This window comes from Solitalea koreensis (genome assembly GCF_900182575.1).
Taxonomy (GTDB): domain Bacteria; phylum Bacteroidota; class Bacteroidia; order Sphingobacteriales; family Sphingobacteriaceae; genus Solitalea; species Solitalea koreensis.
Genome location: NZ_FXSZ01000009.1, coordinates 59,131 through 82,653, shown reverse-complemented (window position 1 = coordinate 82,653; position 23,523 = coordinate 59,131). Strand labels below are relative to the sequence as shown.

At 40.6% G+C, this 23,523-nt stretch carries 14 protein-coding genes and 1 tRNA gene; 13 read left to right on the top strand and 2 right to left on the bottom strand.

Going from position 1 to position 23,523, the window contains the following annotated elements; all coding sequences use genetic code 11:
• The first annotated feature begins 206 nt into the window (after window positions 1–206).
• The 12 genes from FN756_RS12610 to FN756_RS12560 all read left to right on the top strand — a co-directional run bounded on the left by FN756_RS12610 (window position 207) and on the right by FN756_RS12560 (window position 21,382).
• Window positions 207–2,510, top strand: a complete 2,304-nt coding sequence (locus tag FN756_RS12610; RefSeq protein ID WP_221929060.1) for a hypothetical protein — start codon at window positions 207–209, stop codon at window positions 2,508–2,510.
• Window positions 2,511–2,751: 241 nt separating this feature from the next.
• Window positions 2,752–5,316, top strand: a complete 2,565-nt coding sequence (locus FN756_RS12605; RefSeq protein WP_142604468.1) for a hypothetical protein — start codon at window positions 2,752–2,754, stop codon at window positions 5,314–5,316.
• 381 nt (window positions 5,317–5,697) lie between these two features.
• The gene (locus FN756_RS12600; RefSeq protein WP_142604467.1) at window positions 5,698–8,010 is read left to right on the top strand and encodes a hypothetical protein; all 2,313 of its coding nucleotides are present in this window, start codon (window positions 5,698–5,700) and stop codon (window positions 8,008–8,010) included.
• Window positions 8,011–8,035: 25 nt separating this feature from the next.
• A complete protein-coding gene (locus FN756_RS12595) occupies window positions 8,036–9,742 on the top strand; it encodes a family 43 glycosylhydrolase (protein WP_142604466.1) in 1,707 nt (568 codons plus the stop codon).
• Window positions 9,743–10,038: 296 nt separating this feature from the next.
• Window positions 10,039–10,176, top strand: a complete 138-nt coding sequence (locus FN756_RS14515) for a hypothetical protein (RefSeq protein ID WP_185955277.1) — start codon at window positions 10,039–10,041, stop codon at window positions 10,174–10,176.
• Window positions 10,177–10,231: 55 nt separating this feature from the next.
• Complete coding sequence (locus tag FN756_RS12590) at window positions 10,232–12,160, top strand: peptide-N-glycosidase F-related protein (protein WP_142604465.1); 1,929 nt, start codon at window positions 10,232–10,234, stop codon at window positions 12,158–12,160.
• A 43-nt stretch (window positions 12,161–12,203) separates the two neighbouring features.
• Window positions 12,204–14,369 (top strand): family 20 glycosylhydrolase, encoded by a 2,166-nt coding sequence (locus FN756_RS12585; protein WP_142604464.1) that lies wholly within the window; start codon window positions 12,204–12,206, stop codon window positions 14,367–14,369.
• Window positions 14,370–14,401: 32 nt separating this feature from the next.
• Window positions 14,402–16,201 carry a right-handed parallel beta-helix repeat-containing protein gene (locus tag FN756_RS12580; RefSeq protein ID WP_185955276.1) on the top strand — a complete coding sequence of 600 codons (1,800 nt, stop codon included), beginning with the start codon at window positions 14,402–14,404 and terminating at the stop codon, window positions 16,199–16,201.
• A gap of 45 nt (window positions 16,202–16,246) precedes the next feature.
• Window positions 16,247–18,451, top strand: coding sequence for a glycoside hydrolase family 95 protein (locus tag FN756_RS12575; RefSeq protein ID WP_142604462.1), 2,205 nt, complete (start codon window positions 16,247–16,249; stop codon window positions 18,449–18,451).
• A gap of 438 nt (window positions 18,452–18,889) precedes the next feature.
• The gene (locus FN756_RS12570) at window positions 18,890–19,462 is read left to right on the top strand and encodes a YceI family protein (protein WP_142604461.1); all 573 of its coding nucleotides are present in this window, start codon (window positions 18,890–18,892) and stop codon (window positions 19,460–19,462) included.
• Window positions 19,463–19,473: 11 nt separating this feature from the next.
• Entirely contained in the window at window positions 19,474–20,745 is a 1,272-nt protein-coding gene (locus tag FN756_RS12565; RefSeq protein WP_142604460.1) for a hypothetical protein, read from the top strand.
• A gap of 37 nt (window positions 20,746–20,782) precedes the next feature.
• The gene (locus FN756_RS12560; RefSeq protein ID WP_142604459.1) at window positions 20,783–21,382 is read left to right on the top strand and encodes a YceI family protein; all 600 of its coding nucleotides are present in this window, start codon (window positions 20,783–20,785) and stop codon (window positions 21,380–21,382) included.
• 57 nt (window positions 21,383–21,439) lie between these two features.
• Here the strand turns inward: FN756_RS12560 and FN756_RS12555 are convergent.
• Together FN756_RS12555 and FN756_RS12550 are read right to left on the bottom strand one after the other, a co-directional pair.
• Window positions 21,440–21,512, bottom strand: a tRNA-Lys gene (locus FN756_RS12555).
• 152 nt (window positions 21,513–21,664) lie between these two features.
• The gene (locus FN756_RS12550) at window positions 21,665–22,798 is read right to left on the bottom strand and encodes a GNAT family N-acetyltransferase (RefSeq protein WP_142604458.1); all 1,134 of its coding nucleotides are present in this window, start codon (window positions 22,796–22,798) and stop codon (window positions 21,665–21,667) included.
• Window positions 22,799–22,830: 32 nt separating this feature from the next.
• Here FN756_RS12550 and FN756_RS12545 point away from each other — a divergent pair, with 32 nt between their 5' ends.
• Entirely contained in the window at window positions 22,831–23,421 is a 591-nt protein-coding gene (locus FN756_RS12545) for a thioredoxin family protein (RefSeq protein WP_142604457.1), read from the top strand.
• The last annotated feature ends 102 nt before the right edge of the window (window positions 23,422–23,523 follow it).

Below are 23,523 nucleotides of genomic sequence, written 5' to 3'. Positions count from 1 at the left end.
TAAATGAGGAGCTTTTTAGCTCCTTATTTATTTTAAGTGGGTGCAATAAATCATCAATTTTAGTCAAAATAGTAGGCTTTTAGATAGCACACAATTACTTAGTTTAGTGGCTAGCATCTCGCATGAGTTTGGGAAATTAAACCGGGCAGGTGTTCCATTTGAAAAGTTGAAGTTACAGTCACCTAGGATAGTTAAACAATATAATCATGGAATTAAAATTTAATAAAATAGCACCCCTGTTCTTAGGAGCGATGTTTTCTGTGGCAGGTGCTTTTGCTCAGTGCGATTTTAGTACTGATTATTTTAAAATTCACATCAACAACAAAGGCTGGATCACCAGTATGAAGAATATAACAGTTCAGCCTAATCGTGAATTCAGCCCTTCGGATAAACCTTCGCCCTTGATGAGCCTTTACGACAGCAAAAAAAAGGTTTACTATCAACCAACTAAAGCTATTTATACCAAAAACAACAAAACACTGGTACTTAACTACCCAAATGGATCAGTGGCTAAAGTCGCTGTCATACCTCAAAGGAAATATTTTAAATTTACCCTACAGACTCTTTCTCCGCGCAACGGAATTGATGTAATTCAATGGGGTGACTATCACACGAATATCACCAATTTGTTTGGCGAAATAATAGGGGTTGCCCGAGATACGAGTGAAGCAGTTAATTACGCCATTGGTATGTTCGCATTAAATGATAATACCCTGGGGGGCACAGCTGAAACAATTGGAGATGCAGCCCCGTTTCAGTATATTATTCATACCCCCGACGCTAAGCGTTATCCCTTGCCCAATAACTTGCACGAAGGACAGGTTTTTACACTGGGCGGCAATGGTATCAGCGATGTAGCTTTTTACGCTCACAAAGAACCTTGGTACAGGACCATGTACGGCAGCGCAGCAATGGTTGACAGGAAAGGTAGAGTATCCATTGTCTATCAATCCAGAGACCGGTCTATTGAAAGAGAGATTTATTTCTCGCTTATTCCAAATATGGCTGCCAACAAACCCAATCATCTGCAAGTGCAGCCCTTACCAGGAGTAGATTATATAGGCTCCTCTATAGCTTTATGGGGCAGTCCGGATAGTACAGCTTTAATGGATGTTGTTCAGAAAATAGTATTATCAGAAAAACTACCTTATCCAACCATCAATGGGAAATGGGTGAAAGACCCTTCAGCTTACGTTCCAGATGCTCTTACCAGCGGTAATTTGAACGATAGTATCATCTCTTATACTTCAAGACTAGGCTTTAAAACGATAAGTTTATATGATCAAGGCTTCTTAAGGGCTAATCGTGGTAACAATGGTTATATTGACGGAAAGAATTTTGAAAAGAAGCCAATAAAGTTAACAAGCGGAAATGTTTCGCATAAAGAGTTTGCCGATATGGCCGCTAAGTATGGCATTACGATAGGAAGAACTCCAATTACCAATTCTCTGGCGCCGGGAACCATGGACGCCAGTCCAATTCCAAGTGATAGTTTGTGTTATCAGCAAAAACGCCTGTTGGTAAAAAGTATCAGTCCAACCGATACGATCATTATTGTAGATGACCCTACACATCTTGAAGAGATTGCCAGTTGGGAAGGACATTGTGCAAACTTAAATATGATAAAAATTGGCAAAGAACTTATTTATTATGCAGGTGTTTCTGACCAGAAACCTTTCAGACTTTTAAATGTTAAACGCGGATACTGGAAAACCAACCCATCCAACCATGTCAGTGGTGATGCAATTTATAAGCTTCAGGTTACTGTTAATTATGGTTACGATGGACTTATACCGAATATGCAGTTGCAGGATAAAATAGCTGAGCATTTTGCCGATATATGTGCGATCAATGGTTTGCGTTATTACGATTTCGACGGGCAGGAATTTTTGTTCAACAACGGACATGGTTATTACTCAACCAAGCGTTTCTTCCGTAAAATGTTTGAACGAGCTGCGGAACAGAGCGTTCCGTACATCCGTTTTACCGGGGCCACTTTGTCAGAGGGTTCTTGGCACTACCAAAGCATCTGGAATGTTGGAGGTGGAAAAAACTTGTATGATGTTGATACCCGGGAATGGGGGAGTTCGACCAGTCAGGGAAAAGACCTGAGAGATGTGACCTATTCCAACTATTTTCCGGTAGGCCTGGGCGGTAATTTTCCCATTAACGCCAAATCGAAAGTGGAGGACTACGAGCACATTCAGGCAATTTCTGTGGGGGTAGGAACGACTTACAGTCTGAAGCTTAATCAGAAGGATGTTGAAAGTTGTCCTCAGAAAGATGCAATTTTTAAAGCAATAAGAACATGGGAAGATGCAAGGATAGCCAATGCCTTTCCGAGGTGGGTGAAAAAGGAGTTGGCCGATGCTGCGCTGTCTTTTCATCTTGAAGCCGTAGATGCCAACAACTGGAACTTATATAAAACCAACAGGGATGGTTCGGATAAGAAATTGTTTGTTAGATTGAAAAGAGATGCTGGGAATAATGTTTACGAAGCTGTAAAATGAGACAGTTTGCGCGAATGATAATTCATTAAAAAAGATAAATCGATTTAAAAAGGGCTATAAGCCCTTTTTTGTTACTTTTTAGGCTAGAGCAGTTGTGTGCTAATTTCAATAGGAGCAAATAATCTATCAGTTTTGGTCAATATAATGGGGTTTTAAATGGAGTCAAATTACTTGTTTAGAGCTAAGTATTTTAGTCAAAATGATCCTGAAGAGGAGAATTAAAGCCTTAATTATAAGTTATATGAAATATTTAAAATTCTATTTATTAAGAAGTTTTTGCGCGGCAATCATCCTGCTGTTGTCAATGCATGAACTAAAAGCGCAAGCATTTCAATTGCAAACGCAATATGTCCGATTAAGCATAAATGCACAGGGCTATATTACTTCAATTAAAGAAAAGAAAACAGGGAAGGAATATGCTCCAAAAGGATTGTCGTCAGCCTTGGTGAGTTTGTATAAAGACAAGAAATATATCCTGCCTTCCAAAGCCCTGTTCAATTCAGCTAAAAAAGAAATCGTTCTTACTTATCCTAATGGGTCGGTCGCTAAAGTAAAAGTTGATCAGCGTCAGCAATACCTACGTTTGCAACTGCAATCGTTAACTCCGCGAAATGGGGTGGATAATATAGTATGGGGGCCATACAAGACCAATATCTCCAAAACCATTGGTGATATTATTTCTGTGGTACGTAGTGATGATTTTGCCATTGGCATGTTGGGTTTGAACGACAATACGACCAGTGGACCTCCAACAGATGGGGATATGACAGGTATGTATTATTACATTCATTCACCCGATCCTAAAAAATACCCCTTACCACCTCATTTAAAAGAAGGACAAACTTTTACCATTGGTGGCGATGGAAATAATGATGTGGCATTTTATTCCAATCCTGAAGAATATTTCAGGATGTGCTATGGAAATGGGGCCTCGCTGGAGCCTGCTTTTGGAACCAGCATTTGCATGCATTCGCGTGATCGTAAGATGGAGCAAATGATCCGATTCCCGGTTCTGCCCGATAACCTGGACGGTAAAGCCAACTCGGCCCGTTATCAATTAGTATTGCCTACCGATGCTGACTTTATGGGCTCGGCCATAGCTTTTTATGGCTGTCCTGATTCGCAGGGCTTAAAAGCCATTGAAACAATTACCTTAAATGAAGGTTTGCCTCACATTAAATCAGAGGGGAAGTGGATAAAGGATCCGTCATCTTATCGCCCTGATGTCGCTTGGTGGGGAGTTCACGATAGTTTGGCAAGCTATTGTAAGCAGCTTGGCCTGAAAGCTGTTCAGGATGAAGGTTGGGGTGAGTATTATCCAAATCCTTCAAATCGTTGGGGAATGAAGAAAATTAGTTTTAGCGGAGGACAGGCGATGAGCATACCGGAATTTGGCAACCTGATGCAAAAAAATGGCATCCGTTATGGATTGCATACGCTTTGTGAATTTTTGCAGCCTAATAAAAACAGTGATGTATCACCTGTGCCCAGCGACAGTTTAGCCATCATGATGCGTACTTCAATTACCAAAAATCTTTCGTCTACCGATACAATTATCACAGTGGCCGATACCTCTTATTTTAATGAATTTGGAGGCTGGGAAGGCAATCATACCAATGTGTTGAAAATCGGTAAGGAGCTGATCGAATACAACGGAATCACTAAAACTAAACCTTATACTTTTCTTCATGTTAAAAGGGGATTTCATGGCACTAAACAGGGGGCGTATGCGACTGGTACTACCATTGTAAAGCTGCAGCCTAATTGTTATCATGGTTTTGCTCCCGACATGAACCTGCAGGAAGTTTACGCTGATTATTATGGCAAATGGCTGACAGAGGGAGGTATGGATTATATTGATTTTGACGGTCTGGAAAGTTGCATGTACCAGGGGCATGGCCAGTATTCATTTAAACGCTTTTTTCGAAAATTGTTTGACAGGTATAAACAAAACGGCGGAGAATATCTGAAGGTGATGGGGAGTTCTCTGTACGAGGGTAACTGGCATTATATGAGTGTAGTTAATGTTGGTGGTGGAGATCATATGTTCAGTCCGGTACTTAACAAGTGGGGTATTGAAGGCAAGGATATGCGATACGTGTTTGAAAGTAATTACATGCCGGCAACTTTTGGAATTCAGAGTTACAGCGGGGATTGGAGCATGTATGATGCTGAAAATTTACAGGCCAAATCATTGGGATGGAACGCTACCTATATGCTCGGACTCAGCCAGCAAACGGTAGAAAATAGTGCTGAAAAATCAGCTATTTTTAAAGCTTTTCGTACCTGGGAAAATGCAAGGGCCCTACAGGTGTTTTCTCCTTCACAAAAGGAAAAGTTGAAGGATCTGAATTATAAATTTCACCTGGAACAAAATGGTGAAAGCTCATTTACACTGTTTCCGGTGAAAGAAAATCGTTCTCGAAACATTGAATATTCAACCCTGGCTCAGGTAGTTGAGCTTCAGAATGAATTTGAAACGCAACCCTTAGAGTTTTCAATCAGAATTCAAGCTGCAAAAGATGCCTTGGCTGATGGTATCCGTATTAAATGGGGAGCGGAAGAGTTGACAATCAACAAAAAAATGTCAACAGGACAATTCATTATGTATAAAAACAGCGCACTCTTCATAGCAGATAAAAACAGAAATAAGCTGGAAGAAATTTCAAGTCCTAATAAGCTATGGATTAAAAAAGGAAAATCAACGATAGAGGTGCAAGCATTAAATGCTGCAAATGATAAGGTAAAGTTAGAACTTGTAGTGCCGGTAATTGGATCCGGGGAAAAGCTTAAACCTTCAATTTAACTACTAGTAGGTTGATTCTTTATGAATTTTACATTGGAGTGATTTGCAAAAGCCACTTATTAGTGGCTTTTGTGTTTTGTCTCCATCCAGAGTGCAGTACAGGTATAAAATCTAATCTATAGTATAATCAATTTCACGAGATTGCTGAACTTCCTTCGCCAGAAAACTCCTTGTCGACGAGTTTGATGGCCCTTTCAAAATGTACCATACGTATTGACCCAAGGCTAATCACAGTGTGAAAATAGCATAAATATTAGTCAATTTTGTTGTGTGTTGTACTTTCCAATTCCTATACTTTTAAGCAGACTCCTATTTATGCACTTGTATAGTCCTCAATAGTGATGGTTGAAAAATAATTGAGTAAAACCTGAAAAAAAATAAATGAAATTTTCTACAATTTTATTGTCATTTTGTTTAATGTCAAGTTATGCTTCGGCACAAACGGAAGCCTTACCACAACAATTACTGAAGGAGCTTAAAGGTTCTTTACATTGCAAGATTACCTCATATAACGGTACCGAGGCTGTTCATCAAAATGTATTTACGGGTAATGAAATCAGCACGACCTCAGGGGAATGGAAGTTGCAGCTGCAATGCGCGCCAGTTGCCGGCAACAGCAAAGCAGTTGATGTCAATGCAATATTTCAGCTTACCGAAGGATCCGCGCTAGCCTCAGCCGTGTCGGTTTCTTTCGATTTTAGCAAGTGGAGTACGGAAAACTATGTACTGGTGCCTGCCAGCGTGTACAATGGCAATCGCTACCGCGCCATTGGGAATGGTTATAATCCTGCTTATCCCAAAGATATGTATTACAATCCTAAGGTGCCGCTTACCATTTCAAATGATCCTCGCTTAGTCTTAGAGCCAGGCATGTCATCGTTGGTTGATTTACAAACCGGCAATACGGCTACTCCGGCCATGTGTTTTTATTCGCCTAAAGCCAAAAAGGGATTTATCGTGCTTACGCTACAGCAAACAAAATTTGGTAATAATGGATTAACGATTAAAGAAAATGCAGCAAAAGACAGTTGCTCTTTTGTTATTTCGGCCCCGTCTATGCGCAAATTAGCAACAGGATTTGGTGATTTTCATAAAAGCGGAGATGTTGCTCCCGATTGGAAAGCAGGAGATGAAGTTGCATTGCCGTTCAGGATTTATGTATTTGATGCAAAATCTATCCCTGATTTGCTTGCAAAATTTATGCAGGAGCGAAAAGCGATTACCGGGCCTAACCACCCTCGTAATCAATTGCCAATGAGCAAATACTTAGACGTAGCCACTACTATTTGCAAGAACAATTTCGTAACCGTTCCGGCAGGAAGTTACTACTTACCGGAAAATGGTAAAGATTTTCAGTTAGGCTGGGTAAGCGGAATGATGAACACTTATCCGATGTTGGCGATGAACACTGAAACAGAGCGTGATCGGGTGGCAGCAGAACTGGATTTTGTTGTAAACAAACTACAAGGTAAAAGCGGATATTTTTATGGTGGCATAACGGCCAATGGCAAATTGCGCCCTGAAAAAATGCATCCGGATTTTCCTGAATTACAGGCAATGGTGCGTAAAAATTCGGATGTTTTGTTTTGGATGGTAAAACACCTAATGCTCTTAAAGGCACAAGGACATGGCAGCATGATAAAGCCTGAATGGGAAAGCGCGGCGAAAAAATTAGCTGCAGCCTTTACCAACAGCTGGAAAAAACATGGCGAATTTGGCCAATACATAGTACCCGAAACAGGTGAGATTGCCGTGTTTAATTCTACCGCAGGTGCAATTGCTCCGGCAGGTTTGGCCCTGGCTTCCGCTTACTTTCAGCACCCCGAATGGTTAGCGGCTGCAAAAGCGGCCGCAGAATTTTATTATACTCGTGATGTGGTGAAGCAAGGCTTAACAGGCGGTCATTGCGGCGATATATCAATGGATGCCGACTCTGAATCATCATTTGGATTTTTAGAATCGTTGATGGCTATATACACCTATACTGGTGATAAAATATGGTTGCAGAGAGCGCAGGTGCAGGCCGCTTTATGTTCTACCTGGGTGCTATCTTACGATCCTGTTTTTCCGGCCAATAGTGACATCGGAAAATTACAATGCAACATGGCAGGAGCTGTTTGGGCCAGTATTCAAAATAAACATGCGGCACCGGGAGTTTGCACATCATCCGCCGACTACTTGTTTAAGCTATACCGGGCAACAGGCAATTCTATGTATGCCGATTTGATCAATGATATTCAACATGCTCATGCTGAAGCTGTGAATATGCCTAACCATACAACTACCAACAATTTGATTGGATCCAGTATGGAACGTATTCAGCCTAGTGATGCAGAAGGGAAAGGTAGTATTGGTAATTTCATTAATACCCGTAACTCATGGACAGAAACAGACGGTATGCTGATGGCGCTTGAACTGCCTGGCATTTATCTGCAAACAGATACTAAACAACTTCAAGTCTTTGATCATGTAGAAGCACAAGTTATAAGTGCCAATAAAAATGGAATTACACTAACATTGACTAATCCTACTCAATATGATGCATCGGTTTCATTGTTTGCAGAAACCAGTTATAATGCCACCAAACCATTAAGCTATACCGAGTTTTTAAATTGGCCAAAGCTTCAGGTTAAAGCGGGCGAAAGCATAAAAGTACTGGTAAATAGAAATGGTCAGCCAACTTCGATTTTATAAGGCTTAAAACTTGAAAAGCAATTCTATGAAATATAGCCTTACAAAGAAACTGGCACTGTGCATTATCGGTGTATTGCCTGCACTAATGCTGCATGCTCAGGATCGAAATGCTACCTGGTGCAATCCACTCAATCTTAATTATCGTTTCAGTTACGATTCGCCCTCTTACCGCGAAGCGGCTGATCCGGTTATACATTTATATAAAGGAAACTATTTTCTGTATGCATCTAAATCAGGCGGTTATTGGTATTCTGATAACCTTTTGCAGTGGACTTACAGACCCTCGAGCACCTTGCCGGTTGAGGATTATGCCCCTGCGGTAGAAACTATTCGCGATACGGTTTTTTTTATTGCTTCGCAGGGTGCATCACGCATCTATTACAGCACCAATCCATTGGAAGATAACTGGAAGGTATACAATCCTCATTTTCCTATTCGCATGACAGACCCGGCCTTATTCAAAGATGATGACGGTCGAGTGTATTTCTATTACGGTTGTTCCAGTACAAAGCCCATCATGGGAGTGGAACTCAATGCTTCACGTCAATTCGATACCATTGGGTCGCCGCAGGTATTGATTGAACATCGTTTCAAAGAGTTTGGATGGGAAGAACACGGCGAAACAAACAGCAACGGAAAAGATGGCTGGAATGAAGGGAGTTGGATGAACAAGCACAATGGAAAGTACTATTTGCAATACGCAGCGCCCGGTACTGAGTTTAAAGTGTATGGCGACGGCGTTTATGTATCGGATAAGCCGCTGGGCCCATTTACGTATATGCCCAATAGCCCTTTTTCTTATAAGCCGGGAGGTTTTATTAATGGGGCAGGGCATGGAAGCACATTTTGTGATAAATATGGAAACTACTGGCACGTTGCCACTATGGCCATTTCGGTACGACATATGTTTGAGCGTCGTATTGGATTGTTTCCCGCCTTTTTCGATAAGGATGGACAACTGCATTGTATAACCGCATTTGGCGATTACCCTTCTGTGATGCCAAAGCGTAAAATGGATTTCGAAAAAGAAAGCCTGTTCTCCGGCTGGATGCTGTTATCATACAACAAACCATTGACAGCATCATCCGAAATGACGGGTCATCCGGCTACGATGGCTAATGATGAAGAAGTGCGCAGTTGGTGGAGTGCAGCATCAGAAAATAAAGGTGAATGGTTGCAAATGGATCTTCAACAACAATACAATGTGAATGCCTTTCAGGTGAATTTTGCCGATGAAGGATCGCAATTAAAAGCAGGCGTTTCATTGAAACCATATCAATACAGCATTGAATCTTCAACAGATGGCAAGCACTGGGAAATGTTGGTTGATAAATCAAATAATGAAACCGATATTACACACGATTATATCGTGTTGCCTAGAACCGTGAATACGCGTTATTTAAAGATAACAAACTTGCAGGTTCCTGATGGTAATTTCTCAATATCCGGGTTGCGTGTATTTGGAAAGGGAAAAGGTGTTATTCCTGAAGCAGTGAATGTGGTGAATGTGCGACGAGATGCAGCTGATACAAGAAGAGCATCGTTGCAATGGCAGGCTTCAAAAGGAGCTACTGGCTATGTGGTTTATTTCGGGAATGAAAAGCAAAAGCTTTATCACTCTGTAATGGTGTATGGTAAGAACAGTCTTGAACTTCCTGGTCTGAATAAGGATACTCCCTACTATTTCCGCGTGGATGCCTTCAATGAAAACGGAATTACAAGGGGGAAATAACCATTAGGGTCTTGTGGATATATAAATATTATTAAAGAGTGATCTTATTTCTAACAGTTTTATGAAAAAAATGCTTGTGATGCAAATTCAGCTATTTCTGACTTTTGCGGATTGAATGTGGGATCTTCTTCCCGTGATATTCGCGGCAGCAAAAAAATTGTACTGGAAGAGAATTTTATAGCACGAAAATAAGATTGAAAAAGCTGTAAATCGAATTTTCTTTTTCTAGGGAGTCTGTCTTAAAGCGGACTCCCTTTTGAATTGGTTCTACATTATCTTTACCAAAGAATTTATCTATGAATAAAAAAATAATTGTAATGGCCTGTCTTGGATGGACAGGTCTTCATACTGAAGTTTTTGTACAAGCCCGATGCACCGTCAAAAACTACATTACCGCTCAAAAGCTGATTGCTTTAGAGATAGATAAACAATAAACAGAGGGCTACAGTATATGGCGGCTCCTTACAAATAAACAGTTCAATCTTTTCGATGAAAAAGTTATTAATTCTTTTGTCTTTAGTGCTTTCTATCAGTTGTTACGCGCAAAAAAAACAAATTATTCATGTGGTATCGCACAATCGGACGACAGTAATCTGCGACACCAAAATGTCAGGGAATAACCCATATCCTTCCTGGGGTATCTTTCCTTCCGAATCAACGCCTGTACGAAAAATCACCATGAAGGTAACGCTCGGCAGTCCCGATAGCCTCCGTACGGCTCATTGGGATTATTTGGATCACATCTATCTTCGCCGAAAAGGTGGGCTGAATGGAAAAATGATTAATTACGAAATTGGGCGGATGCTTACCCCTTACGGAAGCATTTACAACAAAGGATGGAACTGGACCTGGAAAGTTGACGTGACCGATTTTGCACCCCTTCTGCGTGACAGCGTAGAGGTTGTGTACGTCCATTCCGGTTATGAGGATAAAACTGTGGGTTGGGCCTTGACTATTGACTTTGAGATACTTTCTGGTCCGTCTGTGGTACGATCACTTGGGATAACTCCGCTCTGGAATGGTGCATTCAAATATGGAGATCCAAACTATAATATTGTGGATTCTCTGCGTCCTATCAGCTATGTGGCTCCAACCGGTACGGCAATTAGCAGAATCAGAATACAGCATACCGGCCATGGGATGGACAGACCAAAGGGTTGCAGCGAATTTTGTTCCCGCTGGCGTGAGTTGAGTATGGATGGCAAGCTGGTTGATCGCCGTGACATGTGGAAAAAATGCGGGGGAAACCCACTTTACCCTCAGGGTGGAACATGGGTATATAGCCGCGCTTACTGGTGCCCCGGCGATTTGCAGGTTCCCGACATCATCGATGTGCCAGCTTCTGCAGGCAAACACGCTGCTTCCATAATGATGGAGCCATACACCGCTACGGGTAATATTCAGGCTGAGGAGAATATCTCTGCCTACATGTTCTGCTACTCTTCACCGCTTCAAAAAACGGATGTGGCTTTGGAACAGATTCTTGTACCAACAGATGAACAACAATTTAAGCGTCTGAATCCTGCCTGTTTCAATCCCCGTTTTTTGATCAGGAACCTGGGTTCACACAATTTGCGCTCGCTCACCATAACTTGTGGTACAGATGGATTTTCAAAAAGAGTTTACCATTGGAAGGGCAACCTGGAGTTCAATAAGACAACCGAGATCGTACTGAATGAACCAGTGCAATTCAAACAAGGCAAAAATAGGTATACCGTTACTTTGTCTAAACCAAATGGAGTGGCAGACGCCTGGATGGGCGACAATGAATTAACAACTACCTTTATCGCTCCTGAGCTTTATCCTACCAATTTTGTGCTGCAATTTAGGACAAACAACCGACCGAAGGATAATACTGTCTTTTTGATAGATGCATTAGGAAATACACTATTCCATAAAGGGCCTCAAGATCTGGACGCTGCTACGCTTTACCAAGACACAATAAGGCTGAAAGAGGGCAAATACGAGTTGTGTCTGATCGACACAGCGGGTAATGGGCTTGAATTTTGGGCAGAGCCGAAGAATGGCGATGGCTATTTGCGGATGTTTGATATGAAAGGAAACCTTATTCACACGTTCGAGAGCGATTGTGGCGATGGGGAGAAACTCAGTTTTGTGGCTACTCCTAATTTCGTTGCCGATACAACACAAGCTAAATATGCATTCTCCTTATATCCACGGGTCGTTACTTCCAATACTGAATTTAGCGTCGTTTCTAATAAAACGAGCGAAATGAAGGTCGTATTCACCGTTGATGGAAAGGTGTACCAGCAGCATGAGTACTCTGCAATTAAAAATGGCACATTCAACTATAATCTTGACGATCTTCCGGACGGAAGAATCTTGATGGAGGTCTTTATCAATGGCAAGAGCCATTTTAAAGGGCGAATCAATAAGAGGAAACCCAAAATGAGTTGATGTGAGCTTTTTAAATGGCATTACCAAAGTAAAACAAACTCTTATGAATAATACTTTCAAACATCTAAATGCACTATTTATTGCCGTTTTTTTAGGCATGTCATCTATGCAGGCAATTGCACAGCAGGCCGTGAATCCTGCTCCTTTTGTTATTCCTGCTTTCCATGAATGGCATGGCACTACGGGTACATTTATGATGCACGATAAAGTAGCTCTGGTCATTGATCCGGCATATGCCGACGCATTGATGCCTGTAGCAACTACTTTTTTGGATGATCTTAAGAAAAGCATACCAAAGCATCATTCTTCCATTCGTTTAGGTATTCCTGCAAAGGGGGATATTTTCTTTACCCTGAAACCGACTGATTCGGTAAAAAGTAAGGAAGGGTATGTACTCACTATTAAAGATTTTATTACCATCGAAGCAGCTCAGCCTATTGGTGTACTATGGGCCACCCGCAGCTTGTTGCAAATACTGGAACAGGATAAAGATTACAGGAGAATTCCTGAAGGAATTGCCATTGATTATCCACAGTTTGCTGTACGGGGCTTTGTATTGGATTGCGGTCGGAAATTCTTTTCCATAGACTTCTTACGTAACTATGTAAAATTTATGTCTTATTATAAGATGAACGATTTTCATGTGCATCTAAGTGATAATGGTTTCCAAGGTTTTTTCGGCGATAATTGGGACAGTACCTATGCCGCTTTTCGTTTGCAAAATGATACTTATCCTAAATTGACGGCCATAGACGGTAGTTACTCAAAAAAGGATTTTATAGAGTTACAAAAACTGGCCGAACAATACGGGGTTAACATTGTGCCTGAAATTGACGTGCCGGCTCATTCATTAGCATTTTCAAAGGCTGTTCCTGGAATTGGAAGCAGCATATATGGCCAGGACCATCTGGATTTGGATAATCCTTTGACCTATGAGGTTATTGACAATGTATTTAAAGAATACCTGGAAGGTCCAAATCCAGTCTTTAGAGGAAAGGAAGTCCACATTGGTACAGATGAGTATGCAAAAAAAGAGGCAGAAAAATTCAGGGCCTTTACTGATCATTACATACGCCTGGTTGAAAGCTATGGTAAGAAAGCCCGCTTATGGGGAGCATTAACTCACGCACCAGGAACGACTCCTGTTAAGTCAGAAAATGTAACGATGAATTTATGGTACAATGGATATGCTGATCCTAAAGAAATGATGAAACAGGGTTTTGATGCCATTAGTACGCCTGATGGCTGGCTGTACATCGTGCCGGCTGCCGGCTATTACTATGATTACCTGAATGCAAAACGCCTTTACAATGAATGGACACCTAATATGATTGGAAAGGAAACTTTTCCTGAAAATGATGCAAAGATCAAAGGGGGCTCATTTGCAGTTTGGAATGATCATGTAGGTAACGGTATTACAGAAAAAGATGTGCACCATAGGGTATTTCCTGCCATGCAGGTACTTTCCCAAAAAATGTGGGGCGGGTCTACAACTCCAATGGGTTATGAAACATTTCTTGCAAAAAGCAAAGGCCTAGGTGAAGGCCCTGGGTTGAATATGATGGGGAGGATCAATTCAAAAGATTCTTTGGTCTTTCATTATAGTTTTGATCAAAATAGAAGAAATCGAAGAGATGCAAGGTTTCTTGAAATGAAAAATGCAAAAATCGATCGTAAAAAGCAGGCATTGAAGTTGAACGGAGGCAATAGTTATATACAAACTCCCTTTGAGGGAATTGGTTACGGATACACCATCAGTTTCTCAATAAATCCCGACAAAAACAATACTGATAATGCTGTGCTTTTTTCTTCACCCGATGCCGTTGTGAAATTGAAACAGCAATCAACCGGTAAGTTAGGTTTTTCAAGAGAAGGATATCACTGCAATTTTAATTATTCGATAATACCTGAACAATGGACTCATATTACCATTACCGGTAATAACAAAGGAACAAGTTTATACGTAAACGGTGTTCTGGTTGAAAAGTTGGAAGGAGCAAAGCGGACGTTTTTCAATGGTAAGCAGACGGCGAAGGTGCAAACCTTGTTTTTTCCATTGAAATACATTGGCGACAAAACCAATGCATTCAATGGCTATTTGGATGATTTAAGAGTATTTAATACTATTTTGTCGGATGATGAAATAAAAGCATTGATAAATAAATTGCCACACAATTTGCAACTGCTTAGTGAAAATCAAAAAAATTGAACAATAAACGTTTTATGATTAGTAGAATAGGGATGAGAAGCCGCCTTATATTTTTCTTTTTAATAGTTTTCAATTATGTGGCTTTTGGTCAAAAAATAATCAAAGCTTCTGATTTTGGTGTAAAATCAAACAGTTATAAAGATGCTGCTCCCGGTATTCGTAAGGCTATTGAAGCTTGTAAGAAAAGCAGAAGTTCAGTTTTAATGCTTCCCGGCGGCCGTATTGACATTTGGCCCGAAAAGGCAGTGAAACGCGAGCTGTACGTATCAAATTGCACTGAAAATGATACTTTATCGAAGGTTAAAAGCATAGCATTTCCGTTTGAAAATTGTCAAAACCTAACCCTTGACGGCAATAATACTTTGGTGGTGCTGCATGGTAAAATGGTGTCGTTTGCACTCCTCAATAGTGTAAATGTTAAGATTAAAGACATCTGCTTTGATTATGAGCGACCAACCATGTCGGAGTTGACCATTAAATCAGTTTGCGATACGGCCATAGAAACAGCGATTCACCCTGATTCAAAATACACGATTGATAATGGGGAAATTAGTTTTTATGGCGAAGGCTGGAATACCCATTCTTTTCATACCATCCTTTTTGAGCCGGGAAAGGAAATTATGCGCTACAGTACCTTTTCACCATTCCTTGCCGCTAAAGCCCTTGAAACCGGTTTTAATCAGGTAAAGTTCGAAGGTAAGTTTGCAAAAACTAATTTTCATGTAGGAGATGTGTTGACTATCCGTGATCCCTACCGCGATAACTGCGGCGGTTTTATTTTGCTTAGTAAAAACATCAGCCTTGAACATGTTAAAATGCATTATATGCACGGACTGGGAATTGTTTCTCAGTTCTCTGAAAACATTTCTTTTAAGAAAGTAGAAGTGGCCCCAAGGAAGGATAGCGGCCGAATCATCGCCTCGTTTGCTGATTGTTTCCATTTTTCGGGTTGCAAGGGTTTGGTGAAAATAGACAGTTGTTTTACCTCTGGCTCGCATGATGATCCCGTAAATGTGCATGGTACCCATTTGCAGATAACAGCAATTGATTCAGCAAAAAAGCTAAAAGTGCGTTTTATGCACCCTCAATCCTATGGCTTCGAAGCATTTTTTAAAGGCGACAGCATTGCATTTATAAATCCTCAAACATTGATGCCATTGGGTAAAGCAAAATTAAAAAACGCCAAGCTCATCAACAAAAAAGAGATGGAAATTGAAGTATTGGGCAGCTTGCCAGCTTTCGTTAAAGAAGGTTTGTGTATGGAGAACCTTACTTGGACTCCGGAAGTACTTGTTCGCAACAGCCGTTTTGAGCGCACTAATACCCGTGGTTTGCTCATTACCACCCGCCGAAAAGTAGTAATCGAAAACAATATCTTTTATCATACGGGAATGTATCCTATTTTGATTGCCGACGATGCTTCCAGCTGGTTTGAGTCTGGCAGTGTTCAGGATGTGACCATTCGTAATAATGTATTTGAAGATTGCGGCCACAATTCTGGAGGCGCCATTCAGATTGCACCCGAAAATCACGAGTTAATCGTAGGCAACATGGTACACAGGAATATACGGATTGTTGACAATACTTTTAAAATGTATAAAGATGCAATTTTAAATGCGCGTAGCGTTGACCATCTTTTATTTGAAGGTAATAAAATAACCTACACTCAGTTCCTGGGAAAAAGCAACAATAAGTCCTTTGTTAATCTAACTGCATGTAAGCATGTGGTAATTGATAAGAACAGTACAGATGCTTCTGGAGTTACATGCATCAATGCCTCAAAAATGACAAATGATGATTTGAAAACAGACTTAACCGTAAATATAAAATAAGGTCTTAACCAAGGATCGGGCTAAAACCTAAAACGTTTTTATAGAATGAATTACATTAAAAAAGCTTTCTTCGTTGCGTTCTTAATGGTTGCAATGAATACTCATGCAGATAATGGAGTGAAAATGTGGTATACACAGCCAGCCCAAAAGTGGGATACTGAGGCATTGCCGATCGGAAACGGAAGGTTGGGTGCCATGCTATTTGGTGATATCAACACAGAGCATATTCAGTTTAATGAACAAAGTCTTTGGTCAGGCGATAATAATTGGGACGGTGCTTATAATACCGGTGATCATGGTTTTGGATCATACCGGAATTTTGGAGAGCTGGTCATTGATTTTGATAATCTTAACCAAACGAGATCTTACAAACGTTCATTAGATCTAATTTCAGGCATTCATACCACTAGCTTTGCATCTAACGGAGTAAAAATTCAGAGAAAGGCTTTTGCCAGCCATCCTGATGAAGTACTGGTTTTTAGGTATATGTCTAATAAAAAAGGTGCTTTTTCAGGGAAGATTTCTTTGTCATCAGCACAGGGCGCAATTAGCGTTGCCCAAAATGCTGAGTTGAATTTTGCAGGTGAAATGCCCAATAAGTTAAAATATGCCGCTAATCTTCATTTGGAACATGATGGAGGTACTGTTCGCGTGGAAGGCGACAAGCTTGTCTTTGAAAAGTGCAACTCGTTGGTGATTTACCTGGATGCCCGCACCAATTATAAACCTGATTATTTTTCAAATTGGCGTGGTGCTGATCCGATGCCCCTCATTCAAAAAGAACAAGCTTCGGCGCAGAAATGGAGTTATGAAGAATTAGTTAAGCGTCACATCAATGATATCACTCATCTTACGGCAGCAGCTGTCATAAACATCGGAAAAACGGCCGATAGTATTTTGGCCTTGCCAACCGATATACGTTTAAAGAAATATGCAGCAGGAGGTGCTGATCCTGATCTTGAGGAAATGATGTTTCAGTACGGTCGTTATTTGCTTGTAGGTTCTTCGCGTCCCGGAGGTTTGCCTGCCAATCTTCAGGGCCTTTGGAATAATAGCAATACCCCGCCTTGGGCCAGTGATTATCATAATAATATCAATGTACAGATGAATTACTGGCCGGCCGAATCAACCAATTTATCCGAATGCCATATTCCGCTGATGGATTTTATTGCTGCTTCAGCGGAGCCTTGCCGCATCGCCACCCGTAAAGCTTTTGGCGAAAATACCCGAGGTTGGACAGCCCGTACCAGTCAAAGTATATTTGGCGGCAACGGCTGGGAATGGAATATTCCTGCCAGCGCATGGTATGCCCAGCATGTTTTTGAGCACTGGGCCTTTACAATGGATAAATCTTACCTTGAAAAAACAGCTTACCCCATTTTAAAAGAAACTTGTCAATATTGGGAAGATCGTTTAAAACAACTCCCTGATGGAACCTTGGTGGTGCCTAAAGGATGGTCGCCTGAACATGGTCCAAGAGAAGATGGTGTAATGCATGATCAGCAATTGGTTTGGGACTTGTTTCAAAATTACCTGGAGGCGGCAAAAGTGCTAGGTATTGATACAGAATACCAGATAAAAGTAGCCAGTATGAAGCAACACTTGGCTCCTAATAAGATTGGAAAATGGGGCCAGTTGCAAGAATGGCAGTCTGATAGAGACGATCCTGATGATCAGCATAGGCATACTTCGCATTTATTCGCGGTATTTCCAGGCCGTCAGATTAGCGTTGCCAATACACCTGAACTTGCCCAAGCAGCCATTATTTCATTGCGTGCCCGGAGCGGCAATTATGGCAAAAATATAAATACACCTTTTACCGTGGCATCAACAGGTAGCGATAGCCGTCATTCATGGACCTGGGCCTGGCGTTGTGCCATGTGGGCTCGCATGGGAGAAGGTGAGAAGGCCGGTATGATGATTAGAGGATTGCTAACCTACAATACAACATCGGCAAACCTCTTTACCTATGCTCCTGTACAGTTAGACGGGAATTTTGGAATTACCGGTGCTATAGCTGAAATGCTTTTACAAAGTCATACAGGAGAAATTCACCTGTTGCCGGCTCTTCCTCAAGCCTGGAAGGCTAATGGTTCAATTTGTGGCCTGAAAGCACGCGGTGGATTTACGGTTGATTGTAGCTGGAAAAATGGAAAGGTGACTTCCTATAAAATTCGTTCTCTAACACCCCAAAAAGTTATCGTACGCGTAAATGATGAACTGAAAGAGGTGACTTCAGAAAAGTTGTAGGGTCAAAGTTCTTAGGTTATTAAATTTGTTGTTGATCAGTCAAAGCTCCGAGTGTTGTCAGACTTTGACTGATGTTTTTTAGGCATTCGCCTTGCTTGTCAGCACTTGAACGATAGGGTAGAGCTCTGACTGCTCCCACCGGAAACTTTGTTTTGCCTACAGATGTTACATTCCCTGTGGCGTTTATTAGTGGCGGTGTAGGTCAAAAACCGTTGATGAGTATGCCTGGAAAGCATGGTAAATGTAAACAAGAACAGCCTATCCCTGCCGGAATCGCTCGGTTCGCGCATTTAAAGAAGAGCTTTCTTTTCTAAGCAAGATATCACAAGCCTTTAATTAGTTGCTTTTGGTGAATGTAATGCATTGTATGTCAGTGCATTGATGTTTTTTTCAGTTGATTTTCGCTATATTTAAATAGCATCTTACAACACATTCAATATGAAATATTCAAAAATCCCTCCCTTGGCTTTAGTCTTCCTGTTGTTAAATGCATTAGTCGCTTTTGGCCAAAAGGCATACATCCTTAAGTCGCACAAAATGTCTGTAACAGGTACCTCCACTATGCACGACTGGACGGAGACGGTGAAGAAAGTAGATTGGTCGGGTAATATCACTACTGAAGGAACCGGTGTGAAAGCAATCAGTGATGTCGTAGTGAAGATCGCTGTGAAGGACCTCAAAAGCGAAAAAGGCGGTACGATGGATAATAAAACTTATGAAGCCTTTAAGTCCGATAAGTTTCCGACGATCACTTTTAAGTTAACAAGCGCTACGGTTAGTGGAGCTGTTGTCAAAGCGAATGGAACACTAACCATGGCCGGCGTAAGCAAACCTATAGCATTGAATGTGACATCGAAGGTTTTAGCAGATGGATCCGTGCAGCTGAGCGGCTCACAGGCAATCAATATGAAGGAATTTAATATGGCTCCCCCCAAAGCTGTAATGGGTACGATTAAAGTGGGTGAAAAAGTCACTTTTCATTATGAACTGATTGTACTACCTAAAACCTAAATGTAAACGTTATGAAAAAAAGATCTACTTTTTTCCTCAGTATTTTTTTTATACTCATCGGGAGTGTTAGCTACGCGCAGCAACCTGATCTGCAATACTTCAGAGCCAACGACAAGACTGGTTTAAATGTTTTTGAGACTAGTAAGCAGGATACCGTAACGTGGGATAATAAACTAAAGGTTCGAATTGGAGGAGCTTTTGGGCTGCAATATCAGGCTCTCGATCATCAGAATGACGCCAATAACCTTGTACACCTTATTAGTAACTTTAACCTCCCAAATGCTAACTTGGATCTCGATGTTCAATTGTACGATGGCGTACGCATGCACTTAAGAACGTATCTGTCATCGCGGCACCATACGGAAACCTATGTAAAGGGTGGTTATATTCAGATCGACAAGCTGGATTTTATCAAGAAAGATTTTGCAGCCAATATCATGAAGTATGTTACGATCAAGATCGGGCAGATGGAAAATAACTATGGCGATGCACATTTTCGTCGGACAGATAACGCACATGGCCTATTTAATCCTTTTGTAGGAAACTACATCATGGATTCATTCACTACTGAGATTGGAGGAGAAGTGTATTATCAATCAAACGGATGGTTGGGGATGCTAGGAATTACCAACGGGCGTTTGAATCAAAGCGTAGCCGATACAGCTACGAAGGGGGCTTTCATTGCCAAGCTTGGTTATGATAAACAAATTAGTGCCGATCTTAGGCTTAGGCTGACTGGTTCTCTTTATACAGTTAATGCAACCAGCAATACTTATTTGTATGGCGGTGATCGTGGAGGGTCGAGATATTATAAAGTGATGGATATTTTAGGCGCGTCGACAAATGATTTTAGTGGACGAATAAATCCGGCTTTAAAAACCGACATGACCTCATTCATGATCAATCCTTTTGTTAAATACAAAGGACTCGAGTTTTTTGGAGTGTTTGAAACTACCTCAGGTCGCGACAAGGTTGCAGATGCAGCCTTTACAGGTGAACGTACCTGGACACAGCTCGCTGGCGAACTGATTTACAGGTTTGGGGCTAAAGAACAATTGTATGCCGGAGGTCGTTATAACACGGTAAAGGGGCAATTGCCGGGTGTGGAAAACGACATGGTTAAGGTTGATAGATTCAATATAGGCGGGGGCTGGTTTATGACCAAAAACATCGTTGCCAAACTTGAGTATGTAAATCAACAGTATAAAGATTATCCTGTAGGGAACTCATTGCAGGGCGGCAAGTTTGACGGTTTTATGTTGGAAGCGATGATTGCCTTCTGATGATACTTTTACTTCTTTTATTTAGTTTATTAGCCGGATGAGAAATTTCCTTTTCATCTTTATCGCATGTTTGTGGTCCTTTTTAGGATTTGGACAAGAGGACAAAACGAGAATTCATCGTTTGGCTATTCATCCTTCAAGCACGGTTACTATCAATGGAAAGACAAACGTTAACAAGTATAAATGCACGATTGATAAGTATAAAGGATCGGATACCCTTTTGCTAATGGCTGAACAAGGGAAGGGCGCTTACTTTAAAAAGGGATTGGTAAAGCTGCAGACTTCGGCGTTTGAATGCAATATGAAGGCCATAACAAAAGATTTTGCTAAAACTATTCAATCGGACAAGTATCCATATATTGAGATCAACTTTATCTCATTTGAACGAGAGCCAAAATATGAAGCTACGGAGGAGAAATTTAAAGGAGATATCACTATAACACTTGCGGGCGTAACTGTTCCGTGCGAATTAAGGTGCAGTATTGTAAAAGATGCAAAGGGTTTGATTCATTTGCAGGGACAGCATGGTTTCAATTTTTCAGACTTTAACCTTAAAGCTCCATCCAGAGTAATGGGTATGGTGAAAGTAGATGAAAAAATTATTGTGAATTTTCATCTTGTGCTGATTAAATTGTAATTGGTATCTTTAATAGGCATAAAAAAGCCGATAAGTTTTGCTTATCGGCTTTTTTTGTGATCCCGCTGGGATTCGAACCCAGGACCCATACATTAAAAGTGTATTGCTCTACCAGCTGAGCTACGGAATCTTTTTCTTTCCCTTACAGCGTTATAGTGTCGTTGTTTTGGGATTGCAAATATACGGGCTTTAAGTTTGTTTCCAAATTTAATTTTATCTTTTTTTAAAGTTAAAATTAAGTTATTGTTAATCAACGAGAATTCTGTTTGTGAAATTTAACAACTAAATGTTCTCCGGAAATATAAAACGATAAGTAGCATGAGTTTTGGCATGTTTGGCTCCGGTAGCCTCATGAATCGCTTCCATTTTTTCGTTAAAATCACCAACCCATGATAACTCAGCTTCTTTGTAATGACCATCCGGCATAACCATAAGTTGTAGCTTTCTAATCATAACCGACTCCAAGCCATGTTTTTGGTAAGCTTTTTTAGTTCCCATTACCATAATACGGATACGGTTCATGCTTTTGCGCCATTTATGGTATACAAATTTAAGTTTACCAATAAGGTTTAATTTACCGTTTGTATGTTTGAAAATTTGGTTAACATCCGGAATACAAACAATGAACGAGGCAGGTTCACCATTTATATAGGCAAACCAAATCAGTTTTTCATCAACAATAGGTTTCATCTGCTCAAACATTTCACGTATGGTAGTTTGAGTAATAGGAGTGAAGTTTTCGAAGTTCTCCCACGCATTATTGTAAATTTCAGCTATGTCGGCTGCGTATTTATCAAACTTACTTATTTCTAAATGCTCAAAAGTATAACCCGGTTTTTTCATCACCCAATCGGCAATTTTTGCAAAGCGATCAGTGAATGGTTGGGTTAAATCCAGAAGGCGGGTTCGTTGGTCGTATTGCTTTACAAAACCATATTTTTCAAAAAATCCCTGATAATACGGTGGATTATAATTCATTCCATAAGAAGGATGTGTAAAACCATGTATAAGAAGCCCCCAGAATTTATCGTTTTCTCCGAAATTAATGGAGCCATCCATTGCTTTCATTCCACGTTCTTGTAGCCATTTTTTGCAGCCGTTGAATAGCGTAAAAGCAGCTTTTTCATCATTTATGCATTCAAAATAGCCAATGCCTCCTGTTGGTTGGGGCCAGTTATAGGCTTTCTTTTTGTTGATGAAAGCAGCCACCCTGCCAATTAGGTTTCCATTGTCATCTTTTAAAATCCAACGTGTAATTTCACCAAAAGAGTGGAAGTTGTTTTTTTTAGGATTGAATATGTCTTCAATTTCACTATCAAGCGGACAAACCCAAACAGGGTCATTCTTGTAAACTACTCTTGGAACTTCTAAAAATTCTTTACGGGTTGTTGGATTGGTTACCTCAATTAGCTGCATGTATGTAATGTTGAACCTCAAAAATATAAAAAATGGATTTATGCATTGCAGCTATCAATAAAAAATGGACATTTGCCTCTAAATACCAATTAATATACTTTATGAACATAGGGGATCGTTTACCGGCGTTTAGCTTGCCGGGAGTTAACGGAGAAATGCACAATCAGTATGAATATGCTGACAGATACGCTTTATTGATCATGTTTACCAATAATAGTTGTCCTGTTTCAGCGGCGTATCGTTCACGAATTAAAGCTTTATTGAAGCGTTATGAAGAAGATAATTTAGGAATTATCCGGGTAAATTCTACAGCTAAGAACTCGCCGTCAGAATCAATGGTGGAGATGAAAAAGCTTTATGATGAATTGAACCTTTCTCATGTTTATGTAATGGATGAGGATCAGGAATTTGCGAAACTTTTCGGAGCTGCCAAAGTGCCTGAGGCTTATCTGTTTAATTCAAAAAGAGAGTTGGTTTACAAAGGAGCCATTGACGACTGTTGGGAAAATGAAAGTATGGTTACCCGCGTTTACTTGGAAGATGCGATTGAAGCGGCTTTGGATGGTATTGATGTGGATTATCCGGAGGTAACAGCAGTAGGCTGCGATATTGATTTTCAATAAATGATTTACTAATAAAATAAAAAACCTCCCAATCGGGAGGTTTTTTATTTTATGTCTTTAAATAATAGGGTAGTTTTGTTCTGGGTTTTTTAGTTTTTCTTT

Bases quoted from the DNA above. Each gene is read 5' to 3' on its own strand.
- FN756_RS12610 (WP_221929060.1), top strand. From the start codon at position 207: ATGGAATTAAAATTTAATAAAATAGCACCCCTGTTCTTAGGAGCGATG.
- FN756_RS12605 (WP_142604468.1), top strand. From the start codon at position 2,752: ATGAAATATTTAAAATTCTATTTATTAAGAAGTTTTTGCGCGGCAATC.
- FN756_RS12600 (WP_142604467.1), top strand. From the start codon at position 5,698: ATGAAATTTTCTACAATTTTATTGTCATTTTGTTTAATGTCAAGTTAT.
- FN756_RS12595 (WP_142604466.1), top strand. From the start codon at position 8,036: ATGAAATATAGCCTTACAAAGAAACTGGCACTGTGCATTATCGGTGTA.
- FN756_RS14515 (WP_185955277.1), top strand. From the start codon at position 10,039: ATGAATAAAAAAATAATTGTAATGGCCTGTCTTGGATGGACAGGTCTT.
- FN756_RS12590 (WP_142604465.1), top strand. From the start codon at position 10,232: ATGAAAAAGTTATTAATTCTTTTGTCTTTAGTGCTTTCTATCAGTTGT.
- FN756_RS12585 (WP_142604464.1), top strand. From the start codon at position 12,204: ATGAATAATACTTTCAAACATCTAAATGCACTATTTATTGCCGTTTTT.
- FN756_RS12580 (WP_185955276.1), top strand. From the start codon at position 14,402: ATGAGAAGCCGCCTTATATTTTTCTTTTTAATAGTTTTCAATTATGTG.
- FN756_RS12575 (WP_142604462.1), top strand. From the start codon at position 16,247: ATGAATTACATTAAAAAAGCTTTCTTCGTTGCGTTCTTAATGGTTGCA.
- FN756_RS12570 (WP_142604461.1), top strand. From the start codon at position 18,890: ATGAAATATTCAAAAATCCCTCCCTTGGCTTTAGTCTTCCTGTTGTTA.
- FN756_RS12565 (WP_142604460.1), top strand. From the start codon at position 19,474: ATGAAAAAAAGATCTACTTTTTTCCTCAGTATTTTTTTTATACTCATC.
- FN756_RS12560 (WP_142604459.1), top strand. From the start codon at position 20,783: ATGAGAAATTTCCTTTTCATCTTTATCGCATGTTTGTGGTCCTTTTTA.
- FN756_RS12550 (WP_142604458.1), bottom strand. From the start codon at position 22,798: ATGCAGCTAATTGAGGTAACCAATCCAACAACCCGTAAAGAATTTTTA.
- FN756_RS12545 (WP_142604457.1), top strand. From the start codon at position 22,831: ATGGATTTATGCATTGCAGCTATCAATAAAAAATGGACATTTGCCTCT.